The following is a 26,513-nucleotide window of genomic DNA, read 5'->3' as shown; positions in this document are numbered from 1 at the left end:
GGCGAGGCTGGTTCTGCTGTCATGGCAATCCCCTTCAGAGTGGTTGGTAGCAAACCGACTCTGATCTCACACAAGCCGCTGTCCACTACTCATCATGGGATCTTGTGGGAGAAGGTGGATCGGCGCGACAGCGCCGAGACGGATGAGGGGTGTTCCAGCGGAGTGAGGCGTCGGCATTCCCTGGAACACCCCCTCATCCGTCGCCTCCGGCGACACCTTCTCCCACAAGGAGAAGGGGAAAGCTGCCGTCACGGCATCAGCTGATATTCATAAAGCTTCTGGTACAGCCCGCCCTGCTTGAGCAGGGTCTTGTGGGGACCGCTTTCCTGCACCTTGCCGTTCTCCAGCACCACGATCGTGTCGGCTTGGTGCACGGTCGATAGCCGATGGGCGATGACGATCGTCGTGCGTCCGACCGTGAGCTGCTGCAGCGCGTCGCGGAACAAGGCTTCCGATTCTGCATCGAGCGCGCTGGTCGCCTCGTCGAGCAGCAGGATCTCGGCATTGCGCAGCATGGCGCGCGCGATCGAGATGCGCTGGCGCTGGCCGCCGGAGAGCAGCGATCCGTTCTCGCCCACTTCCGTCTCGTAGCCCTTGGCCATGGCGCTGATGAAGTCATGCGCGTTCGCTGCCTTGGCGGCGGCGATGACCTCTTCGTCGGTCGCGCTCTCACAGCCGAGGCGGATATTGTGCATGATGGTGCCGGCAAACAGGAACGTGTCCTGGCTGACATAGGCGATCTTCTGCCTGAGCGAATCGAGCGTGGCGCAGGAAATGTCCTGGCCGTCGAACTCCACCTTGCCGCTCTGCGGGTCGTACATGCGCATGATCAGGTTGAGGATCGTCGACTTGCCGCTGCCGGAAGGCCCGACCAGCGCCGTCATCTTGCCGGCGGCCAGCGTCAGGTCGAAACCTTCGAACACCGGAGAACTCTCGGGATAGGCGAAGCCGACATCCTCGAACCGGATTTCGCCCGGTCCGGGCAGCAACGGCTTGGCGTCGGGCTTTTCCGCGAGCGTCAGCGGCCGGTCGGCGAGCTGGAACATCATGCGCACGCCGACGATGCCGGTTTCCAGCGCAATGCGCACGCGCGCCAGGCGCTTTGCCGGCTCGTAGGCAAGCAGCAGCGCGGCGATGAAGGCCATGATGTTGCCCGGCATCTGGCCGCCTTCCAGCACCAGGAAGCCGCTGACCAGCACCGCGCCGGCGATTGCGAGCCCAGCAAGCGTTTCCATCACCGGGCTGGTCGCTGCCTCCAGTGTGGCGATGTTGTTGGCGCGGTTCTGGACGTCCGACACGGCCTTGTACATGCGCTTGCGCATCGCGCCTTCGAGATTAAAGGATTTGACCACACGCACGCCGATCGCCGTTTCCTGCATCACATGGACGATCTGACCGAGCGAACGGAACTCCATCTTGGCAATCTTGCGGACGCGCTTCAGGATACGGTTGACGCCATAGATGGCCACCGGCCCGACGACGAAGCAGATCAGCGACAGCGCCGGTTGTTGCCAGACCATGACCGCGACCAGGACAATCAATGTCACCAGATCGCGCACGTAAGATGTCACGACGAGGTCGAGCACGCTGCGCGCGGCCTGGGCGTTGTTGGTCATGCGCGCGATCAGTTCGGACGATGAGGTGGCATGATAGAACTCGATGCCTTGCGCCAGGATCCGGTCATAAATCTTGCGCTGCCGGTCGGCGATAATGGCGTTGCCCACCCGGCTCATGAAATAGGCCTGGACGAAATTGGCGACGCCCTTGAGCAGGAAGATCACCGCGACCGCTGCCGCGATCAGGTTGACGCGGTCGATCCGCTTGTAGATCACGAATTCGTTGGTGATCTCGCGCAGGATCCAGGCGCTGGCGCCCGTCATGGCGGCCACCACCAGCATCGATACTATGGCGGCGCCATAGCCGAATTTATGCTCGCGGAAGGATTCCCTTACGAGCCTCGCGACGAGACGCTGGTTTTCCGTCGAGCGGAAGAAGCGAAACAAACGGCCGATCCCATGCCTATGAATTTCGGATTCGCCACGAGGGCGAGAGGCGGCTTATAGAGCGAGTTGCCGCCGGATGGAACCTTCGCGACCGGGGAAAGAAACCGCTGCAGCCGGGTGTCTTTTCAGCCACCATAAGGTGCTGATTCTTCAAGGGGATGACGACAGATGGATTTCGACCTCATTGTGCGCGGCGGCACGCTGCCGGATGGCAAGGTTGCCGATATCGGCATCGCCGGCGAGATCATTGCCGCGATCGAACCTAAGCTGCAGGGACCAGCGCGGAGCGAGATCGACGCGCGCGGCAATCTCGTCTCGCCGCCCTTCGTCGACCCGCATTTCCATATGGACGCCACGCTCTCCTACGGCATTCCGCGCATCAACGCTTCCGGCACACTGCTTGAGGGCATCGCGCTCTGGGGCGAGTTGAAGCCGCTCTTGACCCATGAGGCCGTGCGCGACCGCGCGCTCGCCTATTGCGACTGGGCGGTGTCGATGGGCCTGCTCGCGATCCGCACCCATGTCGATGTCTGCGACGACCGGCTGCTCGCAGTGGAAGCGCTGCTCGACGTCAAGAAAACGGTCGCCCCCTATATCGACCTGCAGCTGGTCGCCTTCCCGCAGGACGGGCTTTATCGCTCGCCGACGGCGCGCGAAAACACCATCCGTGCGCTGGATATGGGCGTCGACATTGTCGGCGGCATCCCGCATTTCGAGCGCACCATGGCCGATGGGACGCGCTCGGTGACGGAGCTTTGCGAGATCGCCGCCAAACGCGGCCTGATGGTCGACATGCACTGCGACGAGACCGACGACCCGCTGTCGCGCCACATCGAGCAGCTTGCCTATGAAACGCAGCGGTTGGGCCTTAAGGGCAGGGTGGCCGGCTCGCATCTCACCTCGATGCATTCGATGGACAACTACTACGTCTCCAAGCTCCTGCCGCTGATCGCCGAAGCCGGCGTTTCGGCAATTCCCAATCCGCTGATCAACATCATGCTGCAGGGCCGCCACGACACCTTCCCGAAGCGGCGCGGCCTGACTCGGGTGAAGGAGATGCTGGCGCTCGGCATCCGTGTCGGCTGGGGCCAGGACTGCGTGCTCGACCCCTGGTATTCGCTGGGCACCGCCGACATGCTCGACGTCGCCTTCATGGGCCTGCATGTCGCGCAGATGTCGAGCCCGGCCGACATGGCGCGCTGCTTCGACATGGTCACCAACGTCAACGCCGCCATCATGGGCCTTGATCACCTGGGTCTAGCGGTTGGCAAGCGGGCCAGCCTCGTCGTGCTCGATGCCGGCAATCCGATCGAAGCGGTGCGCCTGCGCCCTGAGCGCCTTTGCGTCATCGCCAGGGGCAAGGTGGTTGCGGAACGAGCGAAGCAGGAAACCAGGCTTTCGATTTCCGGACGGCCGGCGCAGGTCAATCGGAGGCACAGAACCGCTTAATTGTTGAGCGTGGAGCAAGGAACGAAGCGACGCGTAAGGCCATGACGTGGTCGAAGGATGCGGCTGCGCAAAGTGAGATTTGTAGCGATCCTTCGCGCCCCCCTCTGTCCTGCCGGACATCTCCCCCACAAGGGGGGAGATCGGCAGCTCCGCCGCCGGCGCCATTCCTGCAATGTCGGTGATTGGCGAAGGCCGGCGTGACGGCCAATCTCCCCCCTTGTGGGGGAGATGTCCGGCAGGACAGAGGGGGGCGCTGTCCCGCCAGCCTCTCAAAGTTTCTGCATCGCCGCAACGCCCTGCACAACAACACTAGAACCAGCCGATTTCCGCCGCTGGTCTCACCGATTGCTGGAATTTCCCTCGTCAAAGCGGCTACTTGCGGCTAGGGAGCCGGCATGGCTCAGTCCTTCGCCCGCAATTTCACGATCAGGAACGTCCTGCTCGCCGGCATCCTTTTGATGCTGGCCGGCGATTTCATGTTCGCGCTGAACGACGCGATGGGCAAATGGCTGGTGGCCTCCTTCTCCGTCGGCCAGGTGGTGCTGATCCGCTCCATCGGCGCCTTCATCGTGCTTGGGCCGATGATCGCCAACCAGGGCGCGGGCAAGCTGTTCGACATTGAAAGACCTGTGCTGCAGCTCTTGCGCGTCGTGGCGACCACGCTCGACACCGGGCTCTTCTACGCCGCGGTCGTCTATCTGCCGCTCGCCGACGTGATGAGCTTCTACATGGCCGGACCGATCTATGTCGCGGCGCTCTCGCATCTCCTGCTTGGCGAGAAGGTCGGCTGGCGCCGCTGGCTGGCGATCCTGGTCGGTTTCTGCGGCGTGCTGATCATCCTGAAGCCCTCCTCGGCGGCGTTCTCGCTGTCGTCGGCCTATGCGCTGATCGGCAGTATTGCATTCGGCTTCGCCATCATCCTCAGCCGGCGTTTGCGTGGAACGAGTGACACGACACTTGTCACCTGGCAGACCATCGGCACGCTGATTGTCGGCGGCACGCTCACCGTCGGCGCCTGGCGGACCCCGACCGCGCTCGATTTCGGCGCCATGCTTTTGCTCGGCATCGTCTCCTGCGCCGCCCATCTGATGATCACCCGGGCGCTCAAGCTGGCGCCGGCCTCGACGCTGGCGCCGCTGCATTACAGCCTGCTGCTTTGGGCAATCGTCTTTGGTTTGGTCTTCTTCGGCGACATGCCGAGCACCCGCATCCTCGTCGGCTCGGCCATCGTCGTGCTCGCCGGCATCTTCATCTTCCACCGCCAGAAGGTGGTCGAAACCGTGGTACCGCCGGAGAATGTGCCGAAGGGCGTCAATTAGGTTCAGGACTCAACCAGCCCGGATGGCCGCGAGGTGCCGTGAGAATTCAGCCGTCTCCATGAGCGCCTTGCAGCGGGCGAAGCGGCCGTCGGCATAGGCGCGGAAATCGTCGACCGGATTGTTGTTGGCGAGCTGGATCAGCCCCCACAGCGTCCAGAGCAGGTCGCACATCGCCTTGTAGATGACGACGCTGCCGCGCTCGGCCGGTTTTGCCTCGCCGCCGAAATAGGCGCGCATCAGCTGTTCGTCCTGGGCGGCGTCGAATCTACCTTCGACAGAGAGGTCGCCAAGATCCCACAGCGGATCGTTCATGCCGGAATATTCCCAGTCGACGATCCACATCCGGTCGCCCGTATCGAGGAAGTTTTCGCACAGCGGATCGCAATGGCAGGCGGCAAGCTGGATAGGGTGCGCGGCAAGTGCGGCGCGCACGCTGCCCGCCTCGCGCACCACGTCGTGATAGCCGGGCGGCAGCGCGACATCCTTGGTCGACAGCACCTTCAGATAGTCGTCGATCATCGCGAACAGCTCGAAGCGGAACGGAAAGACCGCGCCGGAAGAATGCAGCTTGCGGAAGGCCTCGCCGGCGCGGGCCGCGCTGCCCGGCCTCGCCTTGAATTTTTCCGGCGACATTGTTTCAGCGCCGGCGATGAAGCGCGTCGCCATCACGCCCGACGCTGGATCGGAAAAGAGCACCTCTGGACTGACGCCGGCCTTCGCCGCCTCCTGCGCCGCCACCGCCTCGTTGGCGCGGTTGATATATTCCTCCGTGCCCTTGCCGGGGATGCGCAGGCAGATGTCTCCGGCCCTGTAGACGCGGTTGGTGAGACCACCCAGACGCTCAAGCGGGCCGTCGTAGCCGGCAAGCATCGGGATTGCGGCCAGCGCCGCGCGCGCCTCGTCCATCGTCATCCCCCTTTTAACCTTCACGTCATGTTTATGGCGGAACGGTTCCACAGTTTTCGCCGCTTGGCTACCATGGGTAGACGCGAATCGGCAGTGGGAGCGGCCATGACGGACGGCAAGCACAACAGCGCGCTGGGTGCCGCTTACGCGGCAACTCGGCCGGAGGAAGTCGCCGCCATCTACGACAGCTGGTCCGAAACCTATGACGCCGACATGTCGGCGGCCGGCTATCGCCATCCGACGATCTGCCTGGCGCTGCTTGCCCGGCATCTGCCGCGCGGCGCCGAACCCTTGCTCGATGCCGGCGCCGGCACCGGCCTGATCGGCGAGTGGCTCGCCATCACCGGCTATCCACAAGTCGAGGCGCTCGACATCTCGCAAGGCATGCTGGACAAGGCCGGCGCAAAGGGCGTCTACACGGCGCTGCATCGGCTGGCCCTGGGCGGTGCTTTGCCCTTCGCCGACGGCGCCTATGCCGGCATCGTCTCGGCCGGCGTGTTCACTTCAGGCCATGTCGGGATCGAAGGTCTGGACGAACTGATCCGCATCTGCCGTCCAGGCGGCGTCATCGTGCTGACGGTCAAGAACACGCTCTGGCAGGCCGGCTTTGCCGAGCGTATCGCCGAGCTGGAAGCACAACGCACCATAACCCGCTTAGAAGAGACACGGCCCTACGCCTCGATGCCCGGGGAAACCGATACGGTGCCGAGCAGAGGGCTGGTGCTGCGCGTTATTTAGGAGCGCTGCCATCGACGGTTTCGACGTGCAAGAAGAGCGCCGGCGCTGCGGCCAGCCCCTTCTCCCCGTCACTATACGGGGAGAAGTGCCCGGCAGGGCGATGAGGGGCAGCGCTGGCTTTCGACGATTAACGCGTCCAGCTTCAAGTCGAGGCCCGATGCCCCGATTTTGCTTATCCTATCCAGCGCTGGCGCCGCCCCTCACCTGCCTGCCGGCATCCTCTCCCCGTATAGTGACGGGGAGAGGGGCGCTGTGTCGGCGGTTACGCCAATCGCCAAAGTTGCAGTATGAGAGCGGCGCGGGGAGCGCGCCGGACGCGAGCCAGCCCTAGCTCCTGATCTTCTCCCCCGCCGGATCATACATCGGCTCGAGATGGATCTTTGCCGCCGTGCGCTCCATCGCCACCACCAGCTCGTAGTTGCCGGAGGCGAGAAAGTCGTCGCTGACGCCGTCGGCATTGCGCACATAGCCATAGCCGATGTTCTTGGCCACCGTGTAGCCATAGCCGCCGCTGGTGAGATAGCCGACCGGCTCGCCATTGCGCAGGATCGTCTCGCGTCCGACCAGGACGACCGCCGGGTCGTCGACCATGAAGCCGGCAAAGCGTTTTGTCGGTGGCTTGCCGGCCGCCGTCTCCAGCGCCCGCCGCCCGACGAAATCGGTGTTCTTCCGAAGCTTCACCGCCCAGCCAAGGCCGGCTTCCTGGGGCGTGTCGTTCGGCGTGATGTCCGACCCCCAGGCCCGGTAGCCCTTTTCCAGCCGGAGCGATTCCAACGCCCGGTAGCCGACCGGCCGGATGCCGTATTTTTTTCCGACCGCCATCAGCGCGTCGAAAATCTCGGCCGTCGCCGCGATCGGCACATGCAGTTCCCAGCCGAGCTCGCCGACATAGGTCACCCGCAGCGCCCGCACGGTGTTGCCGGCAATTCTGATCTCGCGCGCGTGGCCGAAGGGGAAAGCGGCGTTGGAGACATCGGCGTCCGTCACCGCCGAAAGCACGTCGCGGGCGCGGGGGCCCATCAGCGACAGCGTGCCGAAATCCTCGGTGACGTCTTTCAGCTTGGCGTCGAGACCTTGGCCGATATGGTCGCCGATCCACGAAAGATCATGCGTGCGGAAGCCGGTGCCGGTGACGACGTAGAACCGGTCCTCGCCAAGCCGCGCCACGGTGAGATCCGCCTCGATGCCGCCGCGCGTGTTGAGGAGCTGCGTGTAGGTCAGCCGCCCGACCGGCTTGTTGATGTCGTTGGCGCAGATCCAGTCGAGCGCCTTCAGCGCGTCGGCGCCGGCCATTTCGTATTTGGCGAAGGAGGACTGGTCGAAGATGCCGACTTTTTCACGCACATGGCGGTGCTCGTCGCCGACCGGGCCGAACCAGTTCTGCCGCCCCATCGAATAGATGTCTTCAGGTGTGACGCCGTCCGGCGCGAACCAGTTCGGCCGCTCCCAGCCGAGTTTGGAGCCGAACACGGCGCGGTGTGTCTTCAGCCGCTCGTAGAGTGGCGAGACGATGCGCGGCCGGCCCGAGAGATATTCCTCGTGCGGGAAGCCTACCGTGTAGTGCTTGCCATAGGCTTCGAGCGTACGGTCGCGAACCCAGTCGCGGTCGCGGTGCAGATTGGAAAAGCGCCTGATGTCGACCACCCAGAGATCGAGCGGCGCTTCGCCGTCGACCACCCACTGCGCCAGCACCCAGCCGGCGCCGCCGCCGGATGCGATGCCGAAGGCGTTGAAGCCGGCACCGACGAACATGTTGGCGCATTCGGGCGCGACGCCGAGAATGAAATTGCCGTCCGGCGTGAAGCTCTCCGGCCCATTGATCATCTGCTTGACGCCGGCGTTGGCAAGCGCCGGCACGCGCTCGATCGCTTGATGCATATGCTGCTCGAAATGATCGTAATCGTCGTCGAACAGGCGGAACTCCCAGTCGTTGGGGACGTCGCCGCCAGGAAGCTCAGTTGCCCAGGCCTGTGGGTTCGGCTCATAGCCGCCCATCACCAGTCCGCCGACCTCCTCCTTGAAATAGGTGCGGCGGTCAGGGTCGCGGATCGTCGGCGCGTCATTGGCGAGCCCCTCGATCCTCTCGGTGATGATGTACTGGTGCTTGACCGGCTGCAGCGGCACGTTGATGCCGGCCATCGCGCCGACCTGACGTGCCCACTGCCCGGCGCAGTTCACCACCTTGTCACAGGCTATGTCGCCCTTTTCGGTTTTCACAGCGGTGATGCGGCCATCCTTCATCTCGAAGCCGGTGACGCGCACGTCCTCGAACAGTTTGGCGCCATGCATGCGCGCGCCCTTGGCGAGCGATTGCGTGATGTCGGAGGGGCTCGCCTGGCCGTCTGTCGGCAGCCAGGAGGCGCCGACGAGGTCGCTTGTTTCCATCAGCGGCCACATGCGCTTCACCTCGGCCGGCGAAAGCAGTTGCATGTCCATGCCGAAGCTCTTGGCGGTGGTCGCCAGCCGCTTGAACTCGGTCCAGCGGTCGGCGTTGGTGGCGAGCCGCAGGCATCCGGTCATCTTCCAGCCGGTCGCCAGCCCGGTCTCGGCTTCGAGCCCCTTGTAGAGCTCGACCGAATATTTGAGCACACGCGTGATCGAGGCCGATGACCGTAGCTGCCCAACAAGGCCGGCCGCATGCCAGGTCGAGCCCGAGGTCAGCTTGCCTTGTTCCAGCAGCACCACGTCGGCCTTGTGGTCGCGCGCCAGATGATAGGCGGTCGAGCAGCCGATGATGCCGCCGCCGATGACGACGATCCCGGCATGGCTGGGCAGGGTCATGGCTTTGTCCCGTATTTCGTCCGGTAGTTCTCCAGCGCCGCGTCGAGCCGCACGAGGTTCTCCTCGGTGTAAGCGACGTAGTCGATGCCGGGCGCGTCGAGGTAGAGCTCGGAGACCATGCTCCACATCGCCTCGCGCAGCAGCGAGGCGCATTGCATGGCGGCATGCGACCGGCGGATCTCGCTGTCCGGCTCTTTCATGAAATAGGCGGTCAGGAAGGCGAAGGACTCGTCGTCGCTCATGCCGGCATTGGAGGCGGCGCCGGCGAGATCGAACATCGCGGTGTTGAAGCCGGCATATTCGAAATCGATCAGCCACAGCCGCTTGCCGTCGTCGAGGATATTAGCCGGCAACAGGTCATTGTGGCCGAAGACGATCGGCAAAAGCTTCTGCGCCCGCTCGAGCTCGTCCGCGAGCGTGAGATAACGCGGCAGCTCGTCCTTCTTGCGGCTGCCGCCTTCGTCCAGTGTGCGGGCATAGTCGCGGATGACGTGGAATACCCAGAACATGAAGCCGGCGCCGGAGACATGGTTGGGCATCTCGCGATGGAAGCCGCGCAGCAGCGCCGCCACGCGGCCGAGATCGGCGCGCACATCCTCGGCCAGGAAGGTCCTGGCGCCGAGAAATTCCGTCACCAGAATTCCGGGCTCGGCATAATGCACGGCTGGCGCGAAGCCCGCTGCATGCGCGGCCCGCGCCGTCATCACCTCGCGCTCGCGAAAGACATGGTGGAACGGGAAGTCCTGGCCGAAGCGCACGACGTGCCGTCCGGCGGCGTCCGTGACCACATAGTTGGCGTTGCTGAGGCCGCCCGGCAGCGGCTCGATCTCGATACTACCGCTCCAGCAGGGCAGGGCACGGATACGGTCTTCGGCGATTGCGGGGGCGCTCACGGGTTTGTTCCTGCGTCAGCCGGCTTTCGACAAAGCGCCGGCTTTTGACAAAGCGATGAGAGAGAACAAAAAAGTCTCGTCGGTGCGGGACGCCGGGATCGATATCCCGCACCGCACCGACGAGCCCCTTGGCCAGGTTCAGGATCCCGGCATCCGCCCCCGCGGATTCGAAAAAAGCTCGTGCCAGGCACGTTCCAGAAGCTCTGGTCGGTCGATTGCGGCTCTGCCATCACCCTCCCGTGGCAGTTCCGAGCCTGTCACGGTTTGATCTCACGCTTGCACGATGCGGCTGTCAATCGAAAGCTGTGACTTTTTTTGGGTGTTTTGCCCGAAAATATAAGCAATTCCTTTAAAAGCGTTAGGAATGCCTTAGAAACGGTCAAAATCCCGGATATTCACATGATCCACTCGAAACGGCATGGCGAGATCCTACGGCTCCTCGGCGAGGAGGGAACGATCACTATCGCCAGCCTGGCCGAGCGGCTGGGTGTGTCGCTGGAAACGGTGCGGCGTGATGTCAAGCCGCTCACCGACGGGGGGGCGATTCTCAAAATGCATGGCGCCGTCAGCCTGCCGTCGATGGCAGGCGAAGCGCCGTTCGAACGGCGCATGCGCGAGAATGCCGAGGCCAAGCGCCTGATTGCGCGCATGGTCGCGGCCACCATCCGCGACGGCGAGTCGATCATGCTCGACACCGGCACCACCACTTCCTTCCTGGCGCGCGAGCTGCTCGGCCATCGCCGGCTGACGGTGGTCACCAACTCCTCCGACATCGCCCGCACGCTGGCGACCGTGAACGGCAACAAGGTCTATATGGCAGGCGGCGAATTGCGCAGCGATTCAGGCGCGGCCCTCGGCGTCACGGCCATCGATTTCGTCAGCCGCTTCTCTGTCAGCCACGCGGTGATCTCCATCGGCGCGGTCGACGCCGTCGCGGGTCTGACCGACTATGAGCTGGAGGAAGCGGAATTCGCCCGCATGGTGCTGTCGCGCGGCCAACGTTCGCTGGTCATCACCGATCACACCAAATTCGGCCGGCAGGGGCTGGTCCAGGTTTGCGGCTTCGACGGTTTTTCCGAGCTTGCCACCAACCAGCCGCCGCCGCGCGACATCGCTGCCGCGCTCAGCCAGGCCGGCGCGCGGGTCAGCATCGCGACAGCCTAGCCGAAGACTAACGATTGATGAGCGGCGACCCCGGCCATGGCGCCGCCAGATACCGCGAAAGCGATGTTGTGCATCAGACGCGCCGCATCGCCTGCCGCGAGGACGCCGGGCACAGATGTCTGCTGCCTGTCGTCCACCGCAATCGCCCGGCCGAATGGACCCTCGTTGAAAGCGCAGCCCAGCTGCTCGGCGAGCGGGCTCGCCATTTCGTTGCGCGGCGCGGTGAACACCGCCTTGACGCCGACGCTGCGACCGCCATCGAGCCGCACGACCAGTCCGCCGGAACCCTCCTCTGCCAGCTCGGTTACCTGCGCTGGCTCGAATCGAACCTTTCGCTTTTCCAAGGTTCGCATCTGATCGGCATCAGGCTCGAACAGGCCGTTGCCGAAAAACGTCACGTCGCCCCAGTCGGAGATCAGCTCGGCCTGGTGCATGGACATCGGCCCGGTCGCCAGAACGCCGAGCGGACCGCCGGCCACCTCGTAGCCATGGCAGTACGGACAGTGCAGCACTTTCTTGCCCCACAGCCCGGCCAGGCCGCGGATGTCGGGTAGGATATCGCGCACGCCGGTGGCAAGCACCAGCCGCGCTGTCTCGAAGGCCTCGCCATTGTCCAGGCCAACCTCGAAACCGCCAGCGATTGCGGCAGCCCGGTCCGCGCGTCCACCGACCACTTTGGCGCTCGGATAGGCGAGCAATTGCCGCCTGGCTTCGTCGAGAATGGCGGATGGCGTGCGCCCGTCCTGGCCAAGAAAACCGTGCGAATGTTCGGCAAAGCGGTTCCTCGGCTCGCCGGCATCGATCACCAGCACCTTGCGCCGCGCCCTTGTCGGCTGCATGGCGGCGGAGAGACCGGCAAAGCTGCCGCCGACGACGATCACATCATACTGCATGGCTGGAAACTCCGATCAGGTCATAGCGGCGGCGGAAATCGGCCGTCAGGTCGGCCAGCGTGATGCGGCTGAGCTTTTCGGCGAGCAGCCTTTCCGCTTCGAGGCGAAAATCGTCGAGCACGGCAATCACCGCCTGCTCGACCAGGCATCCAGGACTCTCCGGTTCGGTGCTGAACGGCAACAGGCTCTCGCCGAGCGCGGCGCTGATTTCCGCCAGCGAAATCTTCTCCGGCGCGCGGCCGAGCTGCCAGCCGCCGCCATGGCCGCGCAAGGAGCTAACGATGCCAGCCTCGCGCAGGCCGGCGACGGTGCGGCGCACGACCACCGGGTTGGTGTGGATGAAGGTGGCAAGCTGCTCGGAGGTCAGCGCCCGTTCGGGCGCCTCAGCCATGTGGACGAGGATGTGCAGGGTGGAGGACAGTCGGCTGTTGCGCTTCATGTAACTTAGTTAGTTACGAATCTTGCCGCTGTCAAACCTCTGACTTGCTAAGAACGGGGTCAGCTGACCGGTGCGACTGGAAAAATCATCCTGAAACAGGCCCCGCCAGCCTCGCCGTCGAGCACCTCGACCTTGCCGCCGTGGAGCTGCATCAGGTCGCGGACCAGGTTGAGGCCGAGGCCGGCGCCGTGGTCCTGCGGATGCAAGCGGTAGAACGGCTCGAAGATCCGCTCCCGCTCCGACGGCGGCACGCCGTCGCCTTCGTCCAGCACCTCGATCACGGCGGGCGAGCGGACGCTGACGGTGATCCGGCCGGCCTTGCCGCCGTGGTCGATAGCGTTCTGGACGAGATTGGTCACGGCGCGCTCGATCGCCGTGCGGTCGCCGCGCACGGTTCGCTTTTCCTTCGTCGGCTCGAACGACATCTCGTAGCCGGCCGCGAACGCCATCGGCGCCAGATCGACCACGACATTGCGCGCCACGGCGACCAGGTCGACGGACCCGAAATGCTCAGCCTGGCGGTCGAGGCGCTGCAGGTCGAGCAACTGGTCGGCAAGCGTCGACAGCCGGGCGGCGTCCTGCAGCAGCCGTGCCCGCTCCGGCGTCGCCGGCAGCGAGGCAAGCCGCGTGTTCAGGATGGCGACGGGTGTTCGAAGCTCATGCGCGGCGTCGGTCAGGAACCGTTTGTGCCGTTCATAGCCGGCATCGAGACGCGACAGCGCCGCGTTGACTGCCGTGACCAGCGGGGTGACTTCCTTGGGCACGCCCTCCAGGGGCAATTGCACGCCGCGCTTGTCGATATCGATTTGTTCGGCCGCGGTAGCCGCACGCCCCAGGCTGGAAAGCGCGCCGCGCACCACCCAGGGCGTTACGAACAGTGTCGCCAGCGCCATCAGTCCGGCCAGCGGCAATATCCCCCACAGGAACAGATCCGGCGCCTGCCCAAGCACGCGAAGCAGCGATAGCTCGCCCTTCGTGCCGCTCATGATTTGGACATTGCCGGCCGCCGTGTCGGTCCAGCGGATCTTTCCGCCCGGCGGCGTGGCTTCGCCGATCGCAAGGTCGATGCGGGCGTCGCTGATGTTGTCGAGCAGGCCGACGAAGGGCTGGTAGGCGGCCGGCACGACCCCTTCCTGAAGCCGACGCCCTTGCTTGTCGCGAATGATGAACCAGAGGTCGGGAATATTCGCCCGCAACCTGGCGAGATCGGACGTTTCCTTGAGCATGAGCGCGCCGTTGGCGTCACGCGCGAGCGCATCCGTCAACACGTCCATCGTGCCGTCCTCGTAATCGTTCGGGATGATTCCGGTGGCCAGCATGGTGCCGAGAATGCCGGCGATGATCAGCGTCAGCATCACGCATTGCAGTATCGCGATGCGCAGCACCAGGCTCCATTTCAGCGAACGCGGCCGGAGAAGGCTCATGTGATCTCGCGCAGCAGATAACCGACGCCGCGGATGCCGTTGATAACCACCCCGCCGTCGGCCTCGGTCAGCTTGCGGCGCAGGCGCGAGACATGGGTGTCGAGCGCGTTGGACTGGATCTCGTCGTCGAGCCCGAACACCGCTTCCATCAAGGCCTCGCGCTGGACCATGCGCCCCGTGCGTCGCATCAGCGCTTCCAGCACCAGCAGTTCCCGGCGCGGCAGGGCGAGCGGCTCGCCGCGGATCGAAGCCTCGCGGTGGCCGACATCGAGCGAAAGATGGCCGGCGCGGATCGTCTGCGTCTCGATCGCCTGTGGACGCCTGAGCAGCGCCCGCAGCCGCGCCAGCAATTCCTCGAACGCAAACGGCTTCGCCAGATAATCGTCCGCTCCCATGTCGAGCCCGTCGACCTTGTCGGCGGTATCGCCTCTCGCCGTCAGCATCAGCACGGGCGTCGTGTTCCCGGCCTTGCGCAGCCGCGGCACCAGCGCCAGGCCGTCGCCGTCCGGCAGTTGCCGGTCGAGCAGGATGATGTCGTAGCTGTCGGCGGCGACAAAGGCTTCAGCCTCCTGCAGTGAGGCCGCATGATCGACCACCATGTCATGCCGCTTCAGCGCCCCGCGCAGCGCCGAAACCATCTCCGGCTCGTCCTCGACCAGCAGGATTCGCATCCGTCACCTCTTACAATCCCTTGCTGGCCGGCTATCGCACCAGGATTGCGTAAGCATGGCGCCAGTTACCGCCGACCATGACAGTCGGTTTCTTTCGCAAAGCCACGTTATGCGCAATGTCCATGCAATCCGCTCGCCGCAAACAGCGCCTCGTCGAATGCCGGGCAGGCGAATCGCCCGCATCAGAAACGAGGTCAGTATGCTTGCAAATGACGCTTTGTCTTTCCTCAGGGCGTGGACGCTGGCGCCATTCCGGGTCGGCTCGGTCGCGCCGTCCAGCCCCAGCCTCGCGTCGCTGATCACGCGCGAGATCGGCCCCGAAACCGGGCCCGTGCTGGAGCTCGGGCCGGGCACCGGTCCGTTCACCCGCGCATTGTTGGCGCGCGGCGTTCAGGAACGGAACCTGACCCTGGTCGAGGCCGATCCGGACTTCGCCTCCCTGCTGACGCGACGTTTCCCCGCAGCACGCATCTTCGAGATGGATGCGGTCGGCCTGCGCCATCTGCGGCTGTTCGATGGTCCCGTCGTTGGCGCGGCGGTCAGCGGATTGCCGTTCAGGCTGATATCGCCGCGAAAAACCTCGGCGATACTGGAAGGCGTGTTTGCCAATCTGCGGTCGGGCGCGGCGCTTTACCAGTTTACGTTCGGTCGCCGTTGCCCCTTCGACGAAACGGTGCTGGAAAGGCTCGATCTGGACGCGGTCCGGATCGGCAGCACCTTCCGCAATTTCCCGCCGGCGACGGTCTACCGTGTTTCCAGGATCAAGAACCTCACGACCTACGACTGGCGCTTCTCATGACCGATCCTTTGTCGGCTATGCTGGGTCTTGGCCTGTTCGGCGCCGCCTGCCTTGCCTTCACGGAAAAGATCCTGCCCGCGCCGCCCTCACATGTGCTGCTCCTGTTCCTCGGCATGACCAAGGCGTCCGACCTTGCAGCGCTCGGCATCTTGCTCGCCGTGACGACTTTTGGCTCTGCCATGGGCTGCCTGTTCTGGTACGCGATTGGCAGCCGGCTGGGACCGTCGCGTGCCGATGCGTTGGTCGGTCGTTTCGGCAGATACATATTTCTGCGCCACGCCACCTATGCCGGCTTCGCCCGGGCCTATCGCCGCAATCACGTCAGAGCCTCGCTCGTTACTCAATTCGTGCCCACTGTACGCAACTATCTGCCGATCGCCGCCGGCGCCTTGCGCCTGCCGGCATTGCCGTTCGCTCTCGCCACGCTGCTCGGCGCCACGCTGTGGAATGCCGGCTTTCTGATCGCCGGCTATTCGATGCGCGACAGCGGCCACGATCTGCCGACTGTCGCCTTTCGCATCATCGCCATCGTTGTTGTCCTGGAGGCTGCCTTCCTGCTTGCACTGCGTTATCGGCGCTTTTGGTGGCCGCGTCTCGGATCGGCGCGGGGATAAGTATCGGAGAGCGTGGACAAGGCTGCCGCCGCCTTTCCTTCCCGGTCCAGCCGGTGTTTAGTCCGCCAATGGCCTTCACCATTCGCCAGCTCCAGTTCTTCGTCGCCGTCGCCGAGCAGGGCACGGTGTCGGGCGCCGCCCAAAACCTCTCCATCTCGCAATCCTCGGTCACCGAGGCGATCAAGGAGCTGGAGAGCGATCTCGGCGTCGAATTGTTCGAGCGCCATCCGCGCGGCTTGAACATCACCCATAAGGGCCATCAGTTCCTGCGCCACGCCACCAAGATCCTGGCCGACGTCTCCGATGCGCGCCGCGCTTTCCTCGGCGACCAACTGACGGCCGGCGGGCGGCTGCAGCTCGGCGTCACTTCGCTGGTCGCGGGCTACGTGCTCTCCGATCTCTTGGCCCGCTACCGCCGCGCCTATCCGAGCGTCGAGGTCTCGGCCATCGAGGACAATGGCGATTATCTCGAGCACCTCCTGGTCGGCGGCAAGCTCGACATCGCCGTCATGGTCACCTCCAACCTGCGCGACCGCACCGCGCTGCAATCCGAAATCCTCGAGGTCTCGGCCTACCGGCTCTGGCTGCCGCTCAGCCACAAGCTCGCCAGCGCCGACATCATCTCGATCGACGATATCGCGTCCGAGCCGCTGATCATGCTCACCGTCGACGAGATCGAGGAGAACACCGGCAAGCTGCTGTCGGCGATCGGCGCGAGGCCCCATGTCGCCTTCCGCACCCGTTCGGTGGAAGCCGTGCGCAGTCTCGTCGCCACCGGCGCCGGCGTGGCGCTGCTGCCCGATCTTGTCTACCGGCCCTGGTCACTGGAAGGCGACCGCATCGAATCCCGCGATATCTCCGGCTCGCTTCCGGTTGTCCAGGTCGGCATGGTCTGGCGCCGCGGTTCCGGCCTGCCGCAAGCCGCCCGCGACTTCATCGGCCTCGCCCAATCGCAGCGCATGGTTCGTCAGCGGCTCTGAATGATCTATCGGAAAAACCGATATCGCCTTTCTGATAAATGAATTTGCGAAACCGGATTTTTCACAGCACTTTTCGCCCAGGGAACAAAGCCGCTCGGGAACGCGGCTGTCGGGGCATTGAGAGTTCCGGCGTTCAGGTTGCGCATGATCCTTTCCGAAAACCGGACCGGTTTCGGGATCATGCGCCAAAATGGGAGATCGAGATGAATGCATTCCTGAAGTCATGCACGGCGTTGACGGTTGCGCTGGCCTTCTCGGGTCAGGCGATCGCCCAGGTCAAGGAGCTCGGCAAGGGCGAGGGCGAGCTCAATATCGTCGCCTGGCCGGGCTATATCGAGCGCGGCGAGACCGACAAGAATTACGACTGGGTGACGGCTTTCGAGAAGGAGAGCGGCTGCAAGGTCAACGTCAAGACCGCCAACACGTCGGACGAAATGGTCTCGCTGATGAACGAGGGCGGCTTCGATCTCGTGACGGCTTCGGGCGATGCATCGCTGCGCCTCGTCGCCGGCAAGCGCGTGCAGCCGATCAACACCGATCTCGTTCCGAGCTGGAAGACGGTCGACGACCGTCTGAAGGATGCGCCCTGGTTCACCGTCGACAAGGTGCACTACGGCGTTCCCTACCAGTGGGGCCCGAACATCCTGATGTACAACACCGCCGTCTTCAAGGAAGCGCCCAAGAGCTGGAACGTCGTCTTCGAGGAAATGAAGCTGCCCGACGGCAAGTCGAACAAGGGCCGCGTCCAGGCCTATGACGGCCCGATCCACATCGCGGATGCCGCCAACTACCTGATGTTCCATAAGCCGGAACTCGGCATCAAGGACCCCTACGAGCTCAGCGAGGACCAGTACAAAGCAGCGCTCGAACTGTTGCGCACGCAGCGCACGCTGGTCGGCCGCTACTGGCATGATGCGGCGATCCAGGTCGACGACTTCCAGAACGAGGGCGTGGTTGCTTCAGGCTCCTGGCCCTATCAGGTCAATACGCTGGTCGCCGCCAAGAAGCCGGTCGCCTCCACCGTGCCGGAGGAAGGCGTCACCGGCTGGGCCGACACCACCATGATGGAAGCCGACGCCGCCCATCCGAACTGCGCCTATATGTGGCTCGAGCACTCGCTTTCGCCCAAGGTCCAGGGCAACGTGTCGTCGTGGTTCGGCTCGCTGCCGGTCGTGCCCGCCGCCTGCAAGGGCAATGAATTGCTTGGCGACGAGGGCTGCAAGACCAACGGCTACGACAATTTCGACAAGATCAAGTTCTGGAAGACGCCAATCTCGAAATGTGCCAGCCAGAACGACCAGTGCGTGCCTTACTACCGCTGGGTGTCGGATTATATCGGCGTCATCGGCGGGCGGTGATCTCGCTTCGCTAGAGAGGTCGGCGCTGCCCCTCACCCTCACCCTCTCCCCGCGAAAAACGGGGAGAGGGGGTCGCCAGCGCTGGAGCGCTTCCTTCTCCCCGTCACTATACGGGGAGAAGGTGCCGGCAGGCGGTTGAGGGGCAGCACTGCCGCCCGAATATTAAGAGCCTGACACATCAGGACAGCCCATGACCTCCGCCGTTTCCTTCAAACAAGTCTCGCGCCATTTCGGCAGTGTGCGCGCCGTCGACGCGGTCGATCTCGACATCGCACCGGGTGAGTTCTTCGCCATGCTCGGGCCGTCCGGTTCCGGCAAGACGACCTGCTTGCGCCTGATTGCCGGCTTCGAGCAGCCGACGGCGGGGTCGATCTCGATTTTCGGCGAGCGCGCCGAGGGCGTTCCGCCCTATCGCCGCAACGTCAACACCGTCTTCCAGGACTATGCACTGTTCCCGCATCTCAACGTGCTCGACAACGTCGCCTACGGGCTGATGGTCAAGGGCGTCGGCAAGGCCGAGAGGTTGAAGGCGGCGGAAGAGGCGCTGTCGCTGGTGCGCCTGCCGGGCTATGGCGCCCGGCGCCCCGGCCAGCTCTCCGGCGGCCAGCGGCAGCGCGTCGCGCTGGCCCGCGCGCTGGTCAACCAGCCGAAGGTGCTGCTGCTCGACGAGCCGCTCGGTGCGCTCGACCTCAAGCTGCGCGAAAACATGCAGGAGGAATTGAAGTCGCTGCAGAAGGTGCTCGGCATCACCTTCGTCTTCGTCACCCACGACCAGGGCGAGGCGCTCTCCATGGCCGACCGCGTCGCCGTCTTCAACGACGGCAGGATCATGCAGGTCGGCACGCCGGAGGATATCTACCAGCGGCCGAGGACGCGCTTCGTCGCCGACTTCGTCGGCTCGTCCAATGTGCTGCCGCCGGATTTCGTCCAGCGCTATTCCGGCCAGCATCGCTGGGGCAGCCTGCGGCCCGAATCGATCCGCGTTACGCCCGCGACGAGTGGCGACGGCGTCGCCGCGCGCCTCGTCGGCACCAACTATCTCGGCGCCACGACCAGGCTGGCGCTCGACGTCGACGGTCTCACGCTCCACGCCATGGTGCCGGCCGGCACGGCGCTCCCCACCGAGGGCGAAGCCGTCATGCTCACCTTCAACCGCGAGCATCTGCATCTGATGGACGAGCCGGCATGATGAAGGTTGGGGCAATGGCTAGTCGCGTAAGCGAGGCGCTCTACGGCGCCCCCTTCTGGCCTGCCGGCCATCTCCCCCTCAAGGGGGAAGATCAGCGGTTCGGCCGCCGGCTCTTTCCTTCCAACGCGGGTAATTGGCGAAAGGCGTCGGGACATCCGATCTCCCCCCTAGAGGGGGAGATGTCCGGCAGGACAGAGGGGGGCGCGAAGGATCGCGGCCTTTCGTGTTTTCTCATTCACCACCGAGCGGCGCCATGACCACCGCCGCGCTCAACTCCAATCCTCCGCCCACCATCCTGCCGGGCAACGGCGGCGTGCGCGGCGCGCTTTCCGACCTCTTCTGGCGCCGGCCGAAGCTTCTGCTTCTCCTGATGCTGCTGCCGCCGGTGCTGTGGCTGGGCATCGTCTATATCGGCTCGCTCTTCGCGCTGCTCCTGCAGAGCTTCTTCTCGATCGACGAATTCTCCGGCCTCATCAACCGCGAATTCACGCTGAAGACCTATGGCGATCTGTTCCAAGCCGCCAATCTCGACATCATCCTGCGCACGGTGACGATGGCGGCGCTCGTCACGCTCGCCTCCGCCGTCATCGCCTTCCCCATCGCCTACTACGCGGCGCGCTATGCCCGCGGCCGCTGGAAGGCGCTGTTCTATCTCGGCGTCATGCTGCCGCTCTGGTCGAGCTACCTGGTCAAGATCTATGCCTGGAAGCTGATCCTCGCCAAGGAGGGCATCCTCACCTGGCTGCTCGCCAAGCTGAACCTGCTTTGGCTACTGGACGGCTGGCTATCGCTACCGATCGTCGGCGGCAACTCGCTGTCGGTCTCCTTCACCGGCACCTTCATCGTCTTCGTCTATGTCTGGCTGCCGTTCATGATCCTCCCTGTTCAGGCGGCCTTGGAGCGCGTGCCCGGTAACCTCGTCGAGGCCTCGTCCGATCTCGGCGCCTCGCCAGGGCAGACCTTCCGCAACGTGCTGTTTCCGCTGGCGCTGCCCGGCATCGTCGCCGGCTCGATCTTCACCTTCTCGCTGACATTGGGCGACTACATCATCCCGCAGATCATCGGCACCTCGCGGCTCTTTATCGGCCAGGCCGTCTATTCGCAGCAGGGCACGGCCGGCAACATCCCGCTCGCGGCAGCCTTCACCGTGGTGCCCATCGTCATCATGGGCTTCTACCTCTGGGGCGCCAAGCGCATGGGGGCTTTCGATGCGCTCTGATCGCGGCCAATCCGCTCCGCTCCGCCTGAAGGTCGCCGCCGCCTGCGGCCTGCTCTTCCTGCATCTGCCGATCCTCTTGATCTTCGTCTACGCCTTCACGACGGAAGAAAAGAGCTTCGTCTGGCCGCCGCCGGGGCTGACCACGCAATGGTTCGCCGTCACTTGGAACCGGCCGGATGTGTGGGAGGCGCTGTCGCTATCGATCCGCGTCGCGGCCATCTCGACGGCGATCGCGCTGGTGCTCGGCACGCTCTGCGCCGCGGCCGTCTCGCAGACGCGCTTCTTCGGCCGCGAGACCATCTCGCTGCTGGTCATCCTGCCGATCGCGCTGCCCGGCATCATCACCGGCATCGCGCTGCGTTCGGCCTTTGCGCTCGCCGACATTCCGTTCTCGTTCTGGACGATCGTGCTCGGCCACGCCACCTTCTGCGTGGTCGTCGTCTACAACAACGCCGTCGCCCGTTTCCGCCGCACCTCAGGCTCGATGATCGAAGCCTCGATGGATCTCGGCGCCGACGGCTTCCAGACTTTCCGGCATGTCGTGCTGCCCAACATTGCCACCGCGCTCCTTGCCGGCGGCATGCTGGCCTTCGCGCTGTCCTTTGACGAGGTCATCGTCACCACCTTCACCGCCGGCCAGCAGCAGACCGTGCCGATCTGGATGCTGGAGGAACTGATCCGTCCGCGCCAGCGCCCGGTCACCAACGTCGTGGCCATGGTCGTGGTGCTGGTGACGCTGCTGCCGATCCTTCTTGCCTATTACCTGACCCGCGACGGCGACCAGATCGCCGGTTCGGGCAAATAACCAAGTTCCGTTAAGGAGTGACGTCCATGGACACCCAGATGCTGATCGGATCGAAATTCGAGAAGGGCACCGAAACCGAGGAGCCGATCCTCAATCCGAAGACCGGGGCGACAATCCTCAACCTGCCGGAAGCGAGCCCGGCGCAGATCGAGGCCGCCGTCAATGCCGCCGAACAAGCGTTCGTCTTGTGGTCGCGCACCACTCCGGCGCAGCGCTCCGGTTATCTTCTGAAAATCGCCGACCGCATCGAGGCCGAGGCGAAGGAGTTCGCCGCGCTCGAGGCGTTGAACTGCGGCAAGCCGATCAATGCCGTGCTCAATGACGAAATTCCGGCGATCGTCGACTGCTACCGCTTCTTTGCCGGCGCGGTCCGCTCGATGCCCGGCCAGGTGGCGGGCGAATACCTGCCCGGCCACACCTCGATGGTCAGGCGTGACCCGATCGGCATCGTCGCCTCCATCGCGCCCTGGAACTATCCGCTGATGATGATGGCCTGGAAGCTGGCGCCGGCGATCGCCGGCGGCAACACCGTCGTCTTCAAGCCGTCGGAGCAGACGCCGCTGACCACGCTGAAGCTGGCCAAGGTCCTCGCCGAGATCCTGCCCGAGGGCGTCGTCAATGTCGTGCTCGGTCGCGGCGACAGCGTCGGCAACACGCTGATCAACCATGCCAAGGTCAACATGATCTCGATCACCGGTGACGTCGCCACCGGCAAGAAGGTGCTGCAGGCCGCCGCCAAGTCGGTCAAACGCACGCATCTCGAGCTCGGCGGCAAGGCGCCGGTCATCGTCTTCGACGACGCCGACCTCGGCGCCGTGGTCAACGGCCTGCGGGCCTTCGGCTACTACAATGCCGGCCAGGACTGCACCGCCGCCTGCCGCATCTATGCCGGCAAGAAGATCTACGACAAGCTGGTCGCCGATCTCTCCTCGGCGGTTTCGACCATCAAATACAATCTCGCCGACGACACCGAGAACGAGATCGGGCCGCTGATCTCGCGCCGCCAGCGCGATCGCGTGTCGAGCTTCGTCGAGCGCGCCTCGGAGCTGAACCACATCGAGATCACCACTGGCGGCAAGCTGGGCGAGGGCACCGGCTTCTACTACCAGCCGACGGTGGTCGCCGGCGCGCTGCAGGAAGACGAGATCGTGCGTCGCGAAGTCTTCGGCCCGGTCGTCTCGATCACCCGCTTCTCGGAGGTCGACGAAGCCGTGAACTGGGCGAACGACAGCGACTACGGCCTGGCGTCGTCGGTATGGACGAAGGACATCTCGCGCGCCATGACCACCGCCGCCCGACTGCAATATGGCTGCACCTGGATCAACACCCATTTCATGCTGACCAACGAGATGCCGCATGGCGGCCTGAAGCAGTCCGGCTACGGCAAGGACATGTCGCTCTACGCGCTTGAGGACTACACCGCCGTTCGCCACGTGATGGTGGCGCACGGTTAGCGCGTTTTACCTCTCCCCTTAGGGGAGAGGTCGGATTGCGCCGGTTTGCTCTTCGCAAATCGGTTGGCAATCCGGGTGAGGGGTAAGCTTGGGGCCACGCTGGAGCACCCCTCATCCGACCGAGCTTCGCTTCTCTCTTGATGGGGAGAAGGGGAGACGAGTGCGCATGAAAGCATTCAACCACGGAGGAAAACAACAATGCAACGCCGCCAGTTTCTGACATCCGCAGCAATCGCCGTCACGCTTCTCGCCGTGGCGCCGTCGTTTGCCGCCGACACCGCGCAATCGGTGGTCGAAGCCTATGTCGCAGCCTGGAATGCGCATGACTCGGCCAAGGCCGCCGGCTACTTCGCCGACGACGTCACCTATTACGACGCGTCCGTCGGCAAGCCGGTGACGGGACGTGAGGCCGCTAAGACCGGCGTCATCGACAATTTCCTGAAGGCCGTGCCCGATGCGGTCTGGACGATGAAGGGCAAGCCGCTCGTCGACGCCGACCGCGTCTCCTTCGAATGGGAGTTCTCCGGCACCAATACCGGCGCCTGGGGAGACGGCACGGCTGCGACCGGCAAGAAGTTCTCCTTCACCGGCGCCTCGATGTTCCAGATCAAGGACGGCAAGATCGCAACCCAGAGCGACTATTACGACGCGCTCGGCTTCTACAAGCAGCTCGGCCTGATGTAGGGCAAATCTCCTTCTCCCCGTTCACGGGGAGAAGGAGGCCCGAAGGGCCGGATGAGGGGCGGCGCAAACATCTAATGCATGTCGCCCAAAACTGTGCAGCGGTTTTGGGACAACGACATGCATAAAGAGAAAGACTTAAAGCGTGTCACCTGAATTCGTTTCAGCGCGACGCGCTTTAGGAGGTGACCGGTACGCACCCGTCGCACCCCGCCAGCATTTAGGTGACAGTCTTCCTACGGACAAAGCTTGGCCCGAAGAGCATCCCCTTGGTCGCCATTTACTTTCTACACTACGCTAATATGGCGCGTCTTCGATCCTCTGCGCAGACAATATTTCCATTATATATTAGCTATTACTACAGTAACCGAGTGTTAACGTCTTATATTAAGGTCTTCAAAATTCTTTCCTGATAGCTAGAGCAGGTCACCAACGGGCAACAACAAGGGAAACCCTCCAATGCTCAAGCTCATCAAGCGTTTCAAGAATGACGAATCCGGTGCAACGGCTATCGAGTACGGCCTGATCGCGGCGCTGATCGCTCTGGCGATCATGGTGGGCGCAGGTTCACTCGGCAACGCGCTCAACAGCAAGTTCGAAAAGATCGCCGGCTGCGTCAGTAACCCGACTGCGAGCGGTTGTGCTACCAAGTAAATTCTGCCCACGTGTTACAGCACGGGTTTTTGAGGTCGTCTTCGGGCGGCCTCTCTTTTTTGCATAAGGTACGAAGCGGATCAAACTGAGCCAGGCTTTCGACCTGGTGGTGAGCCTCGATTGTCGCTTCGCGCGCGCCGACGGAACCGGTCATGAGCTGGAACTTCAGGTCGGCGAGCCCGACCTGCGAGCCGATCTCGCGCTCCATTGGGATTGAGCTGCACGCCCTTGATCTCGGCCAAGGCCGCCGGTTACTTCGCCGACGACGTCACCTACTACGACGCTTCCGTCGGCAAGCCGGTGGCGGGCAAGGACGCCGCCAAGACCGGCGTCATCGACAATTTCCTGAAGGCCGTGCCCGATGCTGTGTGGACGATGAAGGGCAAGCCGCTCGTCGACGGCGACCGGGTCTCGTTCGAATGGGAGTTTTCAGGCACCAACACCGGCGCCTGGGGCGACGGTACGGCCGCCACCGGCAAGAAGTTCTCCTTCACCGGCGCCTCGATGTTCCAGGTCAAGGACGGCAAGATCGCAACCCAGAGCGACTATTACGACGCGCTCGGCTTCTACAAGCAGCTTGGGTTGATGTAGGGCGCAACCACCTCCCTTCGCCCCGTTCACGGGGAGAAGGTGGCCCGAAGGGCCGGATGAGGGGCAGCGCAAACCTTGCCGAGGCTGGCGCCGCCCCTCATCTGCCTGCCGGCATCTTCTCCCCGTGAACGGGGAGAAGAACGCCGGCCACTACTCGACGATGCGGTAGATGTTCCAAAGGCTGGTGCCCGACACGACATAGGGCTCCAGTTCCTTGCCCCATTTGGCGTGCGCGTCGATCTTGGCGATCTTGGCGAAGAACTCCTCCAACTGAGCCAGGCTCTGGACTTGATGATGCGACTCGACCGTCGCCTCGCGCGCGCCGATCGATCCGGTCATGATCTGGAACCCGAGATCGGCGATACCGGCCTGTGAGCCGATCTCGCGTTCCCATTTTCTCAACAGCTCGAGCACGGTCTGCTTGTGACCGAACTTGGCGTCGATCTGCCATCTGGCGCTGAACATGTTGGTTCTCCTCTCTGTTTTGCAGTTAAGTCTGCTCTTGATTTACTCGTCCCAGGCCTGCACGACGGTCTGCCGTGCGATGCGGCCGTTCTTCAGCTCCAGCATCGCCGCGCAGAACACTTTTGTGCCGTCCGGATAGGCGCAGGCCTGGGTGAAGGCGAGGCTGTCGCCCTCGGCGATCGTGGTATCGACCTTATGGATCATCGCCCTGCTGCAGATGTCGTCCCAGAAGATGCTGATTGCCGCGCGGCCGCGGATTTCGCGCGGTTTGCTCGGCGGATTGTTGCGGTCGATCACCCGCACCAGCGCATCGTCATTGTAGAAGCTCGACAGCATCTTGCCGTCGCGGCCTTCGATCGCCTTCTTGATCGCCGCGCCGTCCACTGTTTGAGTCTTGGTCAGCATTTCATCCTCCCTATTCCCGGCTGATCGGGCGTTCGAATTGAAGGCTGCCCAGCAGTGACGCCGGGCAGCGGGGCGTCACTGCGACTTGGCCTTGACGGCCGCGAACACATCGTCGGTCTGCTTCTTGAATGTGGCGAGGTCGACCTGGCTGCCGTTGAGCATCGTCGACCAGTGACGCACGATCGCCGCCATCGCGATCGCTTCCTTGATCTCTTCGTCGGTCGCGCCGTTGAGCTTGGCGGCCTCGGTGTGGAAATAGATGCAGTACTGGCAGGGAATCTGCGCGGCGACCGCAAGGCCCAGCAGTTCCTTGGTCTTGCCGTCGAGCGCGGTGTTGGGGTTGAGCTGCACGCCCTTGATCTCGGCCCAGGCGCCGGCAACGGCGACGTCCGGCAGCGTCTTGAACATGTCGGGCACCGAGCCGAGCGTGGCCTGGATGTCCTTGTAGGCGGCGGTTGCCGAAGCGTCTTCGGCCTGCGCCGGGGTGATGGCCAGCAGCGCGCCCGCAGCCAATACGACCAGTCCGATCTTGCCTTTCAGTGTCAGCATTTCATCCTCCATTTGCAGCGCCGTCTCGGCGACATCGCCCGGCCTGCATGGGAAGAATTCGTAACCCTCA

General features: G+C 64.0%; 27 protein-coding genes. 15 read left to right on the top strand and 12 right to left on the bottom strand.

The window, feature by feature from the left end; genetic code table 11:
- Positions 1-248: 248 nt before the first annotated feature.
- On the bottom strand, positions 249-2,003 hold the full coding sequence (locus tag AC4FWB_RS32140) for an ABC transporter ATP-binding protein (protein WP_491030266.1): 1,755 nt from the start codon (positions 2,001-2,003) through the stop codon (positions 249-251).
- A gap of 168 nt (positions 2,004-2,171) precedes the next feature.
- Here AC4FWB_RS32140 and AC4FWB_RS32135 point away from each other — a divergent pair, with 168 nt between their 5' ends.
- Positions 2,172-3,452 (top strand): amidohydrolase family protein, encoded by a 1,281-nt coding sequence (locus AC4FWB_RS32135; protein WP_491030265.1) that lies wholly within the window; start codon positions 2,172-2,174, stop codon positions 3,450-3,452.
- A gap of 395 nt (positions 3,453-3,847) precedes the next feature.
- Entirely contained in the window at positions 3,848-4,771 is a 924-nt protein-coding gene (locus AC4FWB_RS32130) for a DMT family transporter (protein WP_491030264.1), read from the top strand.
- A 9-nt stretch (positions 4,772-4,780) separates the two neighbouring features.
- On the opposite strand, the gene AC4FWB_RS32125 is transcribed toward AC4FWB_RS32130, so the two are convergent.
- The gene (locus AC4FWB_RS32125) at positions 4,781-5,683 is read right to left on the bottom strand and encodes a phosphotransferase (protein WP_491030263.1); all 903 of its coding nucleotides are present in this window, start codon (positions 5,681-5,683) and stop codon (positions 4,781-4,783) included.
- Between the two features lie 99 nt (positions 5,684-5,782).
- Between AC4FWB_RS32125 and AC4FWB_RS32120 the strand changes: the two genes are divergently transcribed.
- Positions 5,783-6,415: a class I SAM-dependent DNA methyltransferase gene (locus tag AC4FWB_RS32120; protein WP_491030262.1), complete on the top strand. Its 633-nt coding sequence runs from the start codon at positions 5,783-5,785 to the stop codon at positions 6,413-6,415.
- Positions 6,416-6,742: 327 nt separating this feature from the next.
- On the opposite strand, the gene AC4FWB_RS32115 is transcribed toward AC4FWB_RS32120, so the two are convergent.
- Both AC4FWB_RS32115 and AC4FWB_RS32110 read right to left on the bottom strand, forming a co-directional pair.
- Complete coding sequence (locus tag AC4FWB_RS32115; protein WP_491030261.1) at positions 6,743-9,196, bottom strand: GcvT family protein; 2,454 nt, start codon at positions 9,194-9,196, stop codon at positions 6,743-6,745.
- Positions 9,193-10,089 (bottom strand): phosphotransferase, encoded by an 897-nt coding sequence (locus AC4FWB_RS32110; protein WP_491030260.1) that lies wholly within the window; start codon positions 10,087-10,089, stop codon positions 9,193-9,195. Before AC4FWB_RS32110 ends, AC4FWB_RS32115 begins: the two co-directional genes overlap by 4 nt.
- Before the next feature lie 399 nt (positions 10,090-10,488).
- On the opposite strand from AC4FWB_RS32110, the gene AC4FWB_RS32105 reads away from it, so the two are divergent.
- Entirely contained in the window at positions 10,489-11,253 is a 765-nt protein-coding gene (locus tag AC4FWB_RS32105; RefSeq protein ID WP_491030259.1) for a DeoR/GlpR family DNA-binding transcription regulator, read from the top strand.
- Here the strand turns inward: AC4FWB_RS32105 and AC4FWB_RS32100 are convergent.
- The 4 genes from AC4FWB_RS32100 to AC4FWB_RS32085 are packed head-to-tail and all read right to left on the bottom strand — an operon-like array spanning position 11,250 to position 14,680.
- Positions 11,250-12,146 (bottom strand): NAD(P)/FAD-dependent oxidoreductase, encoded by an 897-nt coding sequence (locus AC4FWB_RS32100; RefSeq protein WP_491030258.1) that lies wholly within the window; start codon positions 12,144-12,146, stop codon positions 11,250-11,252. The two genes, AC4FWB_RS32105 and AC4FWB_RS32100, sit on opposite strands and share 4 nt — an antisense overlap.
- Entirely contained in the window at positions 12,136-12,585 is a 450-nt protein-coding gene (locus AC4FWB_RS32095; protein WP_491030257.1) for an RrF2 family transcriptional regulator, read from the bottom strand. Before AC4FWB_RS32095 ends, AC4FWB_RS32100 begins: the two co-directional genes overlap by 11 nt.
- Positions 12,586-12,644: 59 nt before the next feature.
- Positions 12,645-14,009 (bottom strand): sensor histidine kinase, encoded by a 1,365-nt coding sequence (locus AC4FWB_RS32090; RefSeq protein WP_491030256.1) that lies wholly within the window; start codon positions 14,007-14,009, stop codon positions 12,645-12,647.
- The gene (locus tag AC4FWB_RS32085) at positions 14,006-14,680 is read right to left on the bottom strand and encodes a response regulator transcription factor (protein ID WP_491030255.1); all 675 of its coding nucleotides are present in this window, start codon (positions 14,678-14,680) and stop codon (positions 14,006-14,008) included. Before AC4FWB_RS32085 ends, AC4FWB_RS32090 begins: the two co-directional genes overlap by 4 nt.
- A 199-nt stretch (positions 14,681-14,879) precedes the next feature.
- Here AC4FWB_RS32085 and AC4FWB_RS32080 point away from each other — a divergent pair, with 199 nt between their 5' ends.
- The 10 genes from AC4FWB_RS32080 (at position 14,880) to AC4FWB_RS32035 (ending at position 24,433) form a co-directional block, all read left to right on the top strand.
- Positions 14,880-15,479 (top strand): class I SAM-dependent methyltransferase, encoded by a 600-nt coding sequence (locus AC4FWB_RS32080; RefSeq protein WP_491030254.1) that lies wholly within the window; start codon positions 14,880-14,882, stop codon positions 15,477-15,479.
- Positions 15,476-16,093, top strand: a complete 618-nt coding sequence (locus AC4FWB_RS32075; RefSeq protein ID WP_491030253.1) for a DedA family protein — start codon at positions 15,476-15,478, stop codon at positions 16,091-16,093. Before AC4FWB_RS32080 ends, AC4FWB_RS32075 begins: the two co-directional genes overlap by 4 nt.
- A 68-nt stretch (positions 16,094-16,161) precedes the next feature.
- Entirely contained in the window at positions 16,162-17,073 is a 912-nt protein-coding gene (locus tag AC4FWB_RS32070) for a LysR family transcriptional regulator (protein WP_491030252.1), read from the top strand.
- A gap of 203 nt (positions 17,074-17,276) precedes the next feature.
- Complete coding sequence (locus tag AC4FWB_RS32065; RefSeq protein WP_491030251.1) at positions 17,277-18,431, top strand: ABC transporter substrate-binding protein; 1,155 nt, start codon at positions 17,277-17,279, stop codon at positions 18,429-18,431.
- Positions 18,432-18,621: 190 nt separating this feature from the next.
- A complete protein-coding gene (locus AC4FWB_RS32060) occupies positions 18,622-19,620 on the top strand; it encodes an ABC transporter ATP-binding protein (RefSeq protein ID WP_491030250.1) in 999 nt (332 codons plus the stop codon).
- Positions 19,621-19,873: 253 nt separating this feature from the next.
- Positions 19,874-20,839 (top strand): ABC transporter permease, encoded by a 966-nt coding sequence (locus tag AC4FWB_RS32055; RefSeq protein WP_491030249.1) that lies wholly within the window; start codon positions 19,874-19,876, stop codon positions 20,837-20,839.
- The gene (locus AC4FWB_RS32050; protein WP_491030248.1) at positions 20,829-21,644 is read left to right on the top strand and encodes an ABC transporter permease; all 816 of its coding nucleotides are present in this window, start codon (positions 20,829-20,831) and stop codon (positions 21,642-21,644) included. Before AC4FWB_RS32055 ends, AC4FWB_RS32050 begins: the two co-directional genes overlap by 11 nt.
- Before the next feature lie 26 nt (positions 21,645-21,670).
- Positions 21,671-23,098 (top strand): gamma-aminobutyraldehyde dehydrogenase, encoded by a 1,428-nt coding sequence (locus AC4FWB_RS32045; RefSeq protein WP_491030247.1) that lies wholly within the window; start codon positions 21,671-21,673, stop codon positions 23,096-23,098.
- 198 nt (positions 23,099-23,296) lie between these two features.
- Positions 23,297-23,782 (top strand): ester cyclase, encoded by a 486-nt coding sequence (locus AC4FWB_RS32040; RefSeq protein WP_491030246.1) that lies wholly within the window; start codon positions 23,297-23,299, stop codon positions 23,780-23,782.
- A gap of 456 nt (positions 23,783-24,238) precedes the next feature.
- Positions 24,239-24,433, top strand: coding sequence for a Flp family type IVb pilin (locus AC4FWB_RS32035; RefSeq protein ID WP_491030245.1), 195 nt, complete (start codon positions 24,239-24,241; stop codon positions 24,431-24,433).
- Here AC4FWB_RS32035 and AC4FWB_RS32030 read toward each other — a convergent pair.
- Positions 24,423-24,641 carry a hypothetical protein gene (locus AC4FWB_RS32030; RefSeq protein ID WP_491030244.1) on the bottom strand — a complete coding sequence of 73 codons (219 nt, stop codon included), beginning with the start codon at positions 24,639-24,641 and terminating at the stop codon, positions 24,423-24,425. The genes AC4FWB_RS32035 and AC4FWB_RS32030 overlap by 11 nt on opposite strands.
- Before the next feature lie 20 nt (positions 24,642-24,661).
- Here AC4FWB_RS32030 and AC4FWB_RS32025 point away from each other — a divergent pair, with 20 nt between their 5' ends.
- Complete coding sequence (locus AC4FWB_RS32025) at positions 24,662-25,024, top strand: ester cyclase (protein WP_491030243.1); 363 nt, start codon at positions 24,662-24,664, stop codon at positions 25,022-25,024.
- 150 nt (positions 25,025-25,174) lie between these two features.
- Here AC4FWB_RS32025 and AC4FWB_RS32020 read toward each other — a convergent pair whose 3' ends face one another.
- The 3 genes from AC4FWB_RS32020 to AC4FWB_RS32010 form a co-directional block, all read right to left on the bottom strand.
- Positions 25,175-25,489, bottom strand: coding sequence for a hypothetical protein (locus tag AC4FWB_RS32020; RefSeq protein WP_491030242.1), 315 nt, complete (start codon positions 25,487-25,489; stop codon positions 25,175-25,177).
- 42 nt (positions 25,490-25,531) lie between these two features.
- Complete coding sequence (locus AC4FWB_RS32015; protein ID WP_491030241.1) at positions 25,532-25,894, bottom strand: nuclear transport factor 2 family protein; 363 nt, start codon at positions 25,892-25,894, stop codon at positions 25,532-25,534.
- A 75-nt stretch (positions 25,895-25,969) separates the two neighbouring features.
- The gene (locus tag AC4FWB_RS32010) at positions 25,970-26,443 is read right to left on the bottom strand and encodes a carboxymuconolactone decarboxylase family protein (protein ID WP_491030240.1); all 474 of its coding nucleotides are present in this window, start codon (positions 26,441-26,443) and stop codon (positions 25,970-25,972) included.
- Between the last annotated feature and the right edge of the window lie 70 nt (positions 26,444-26,513).

Source organism: Mesorhizobium sp. LEGMi-168a (genome assembly GCF_058312955.1).
Note: the sequence above shows the minus strand (reverse complement) of the source record. Positions and strands in the feature narration are given on the sequence as shown.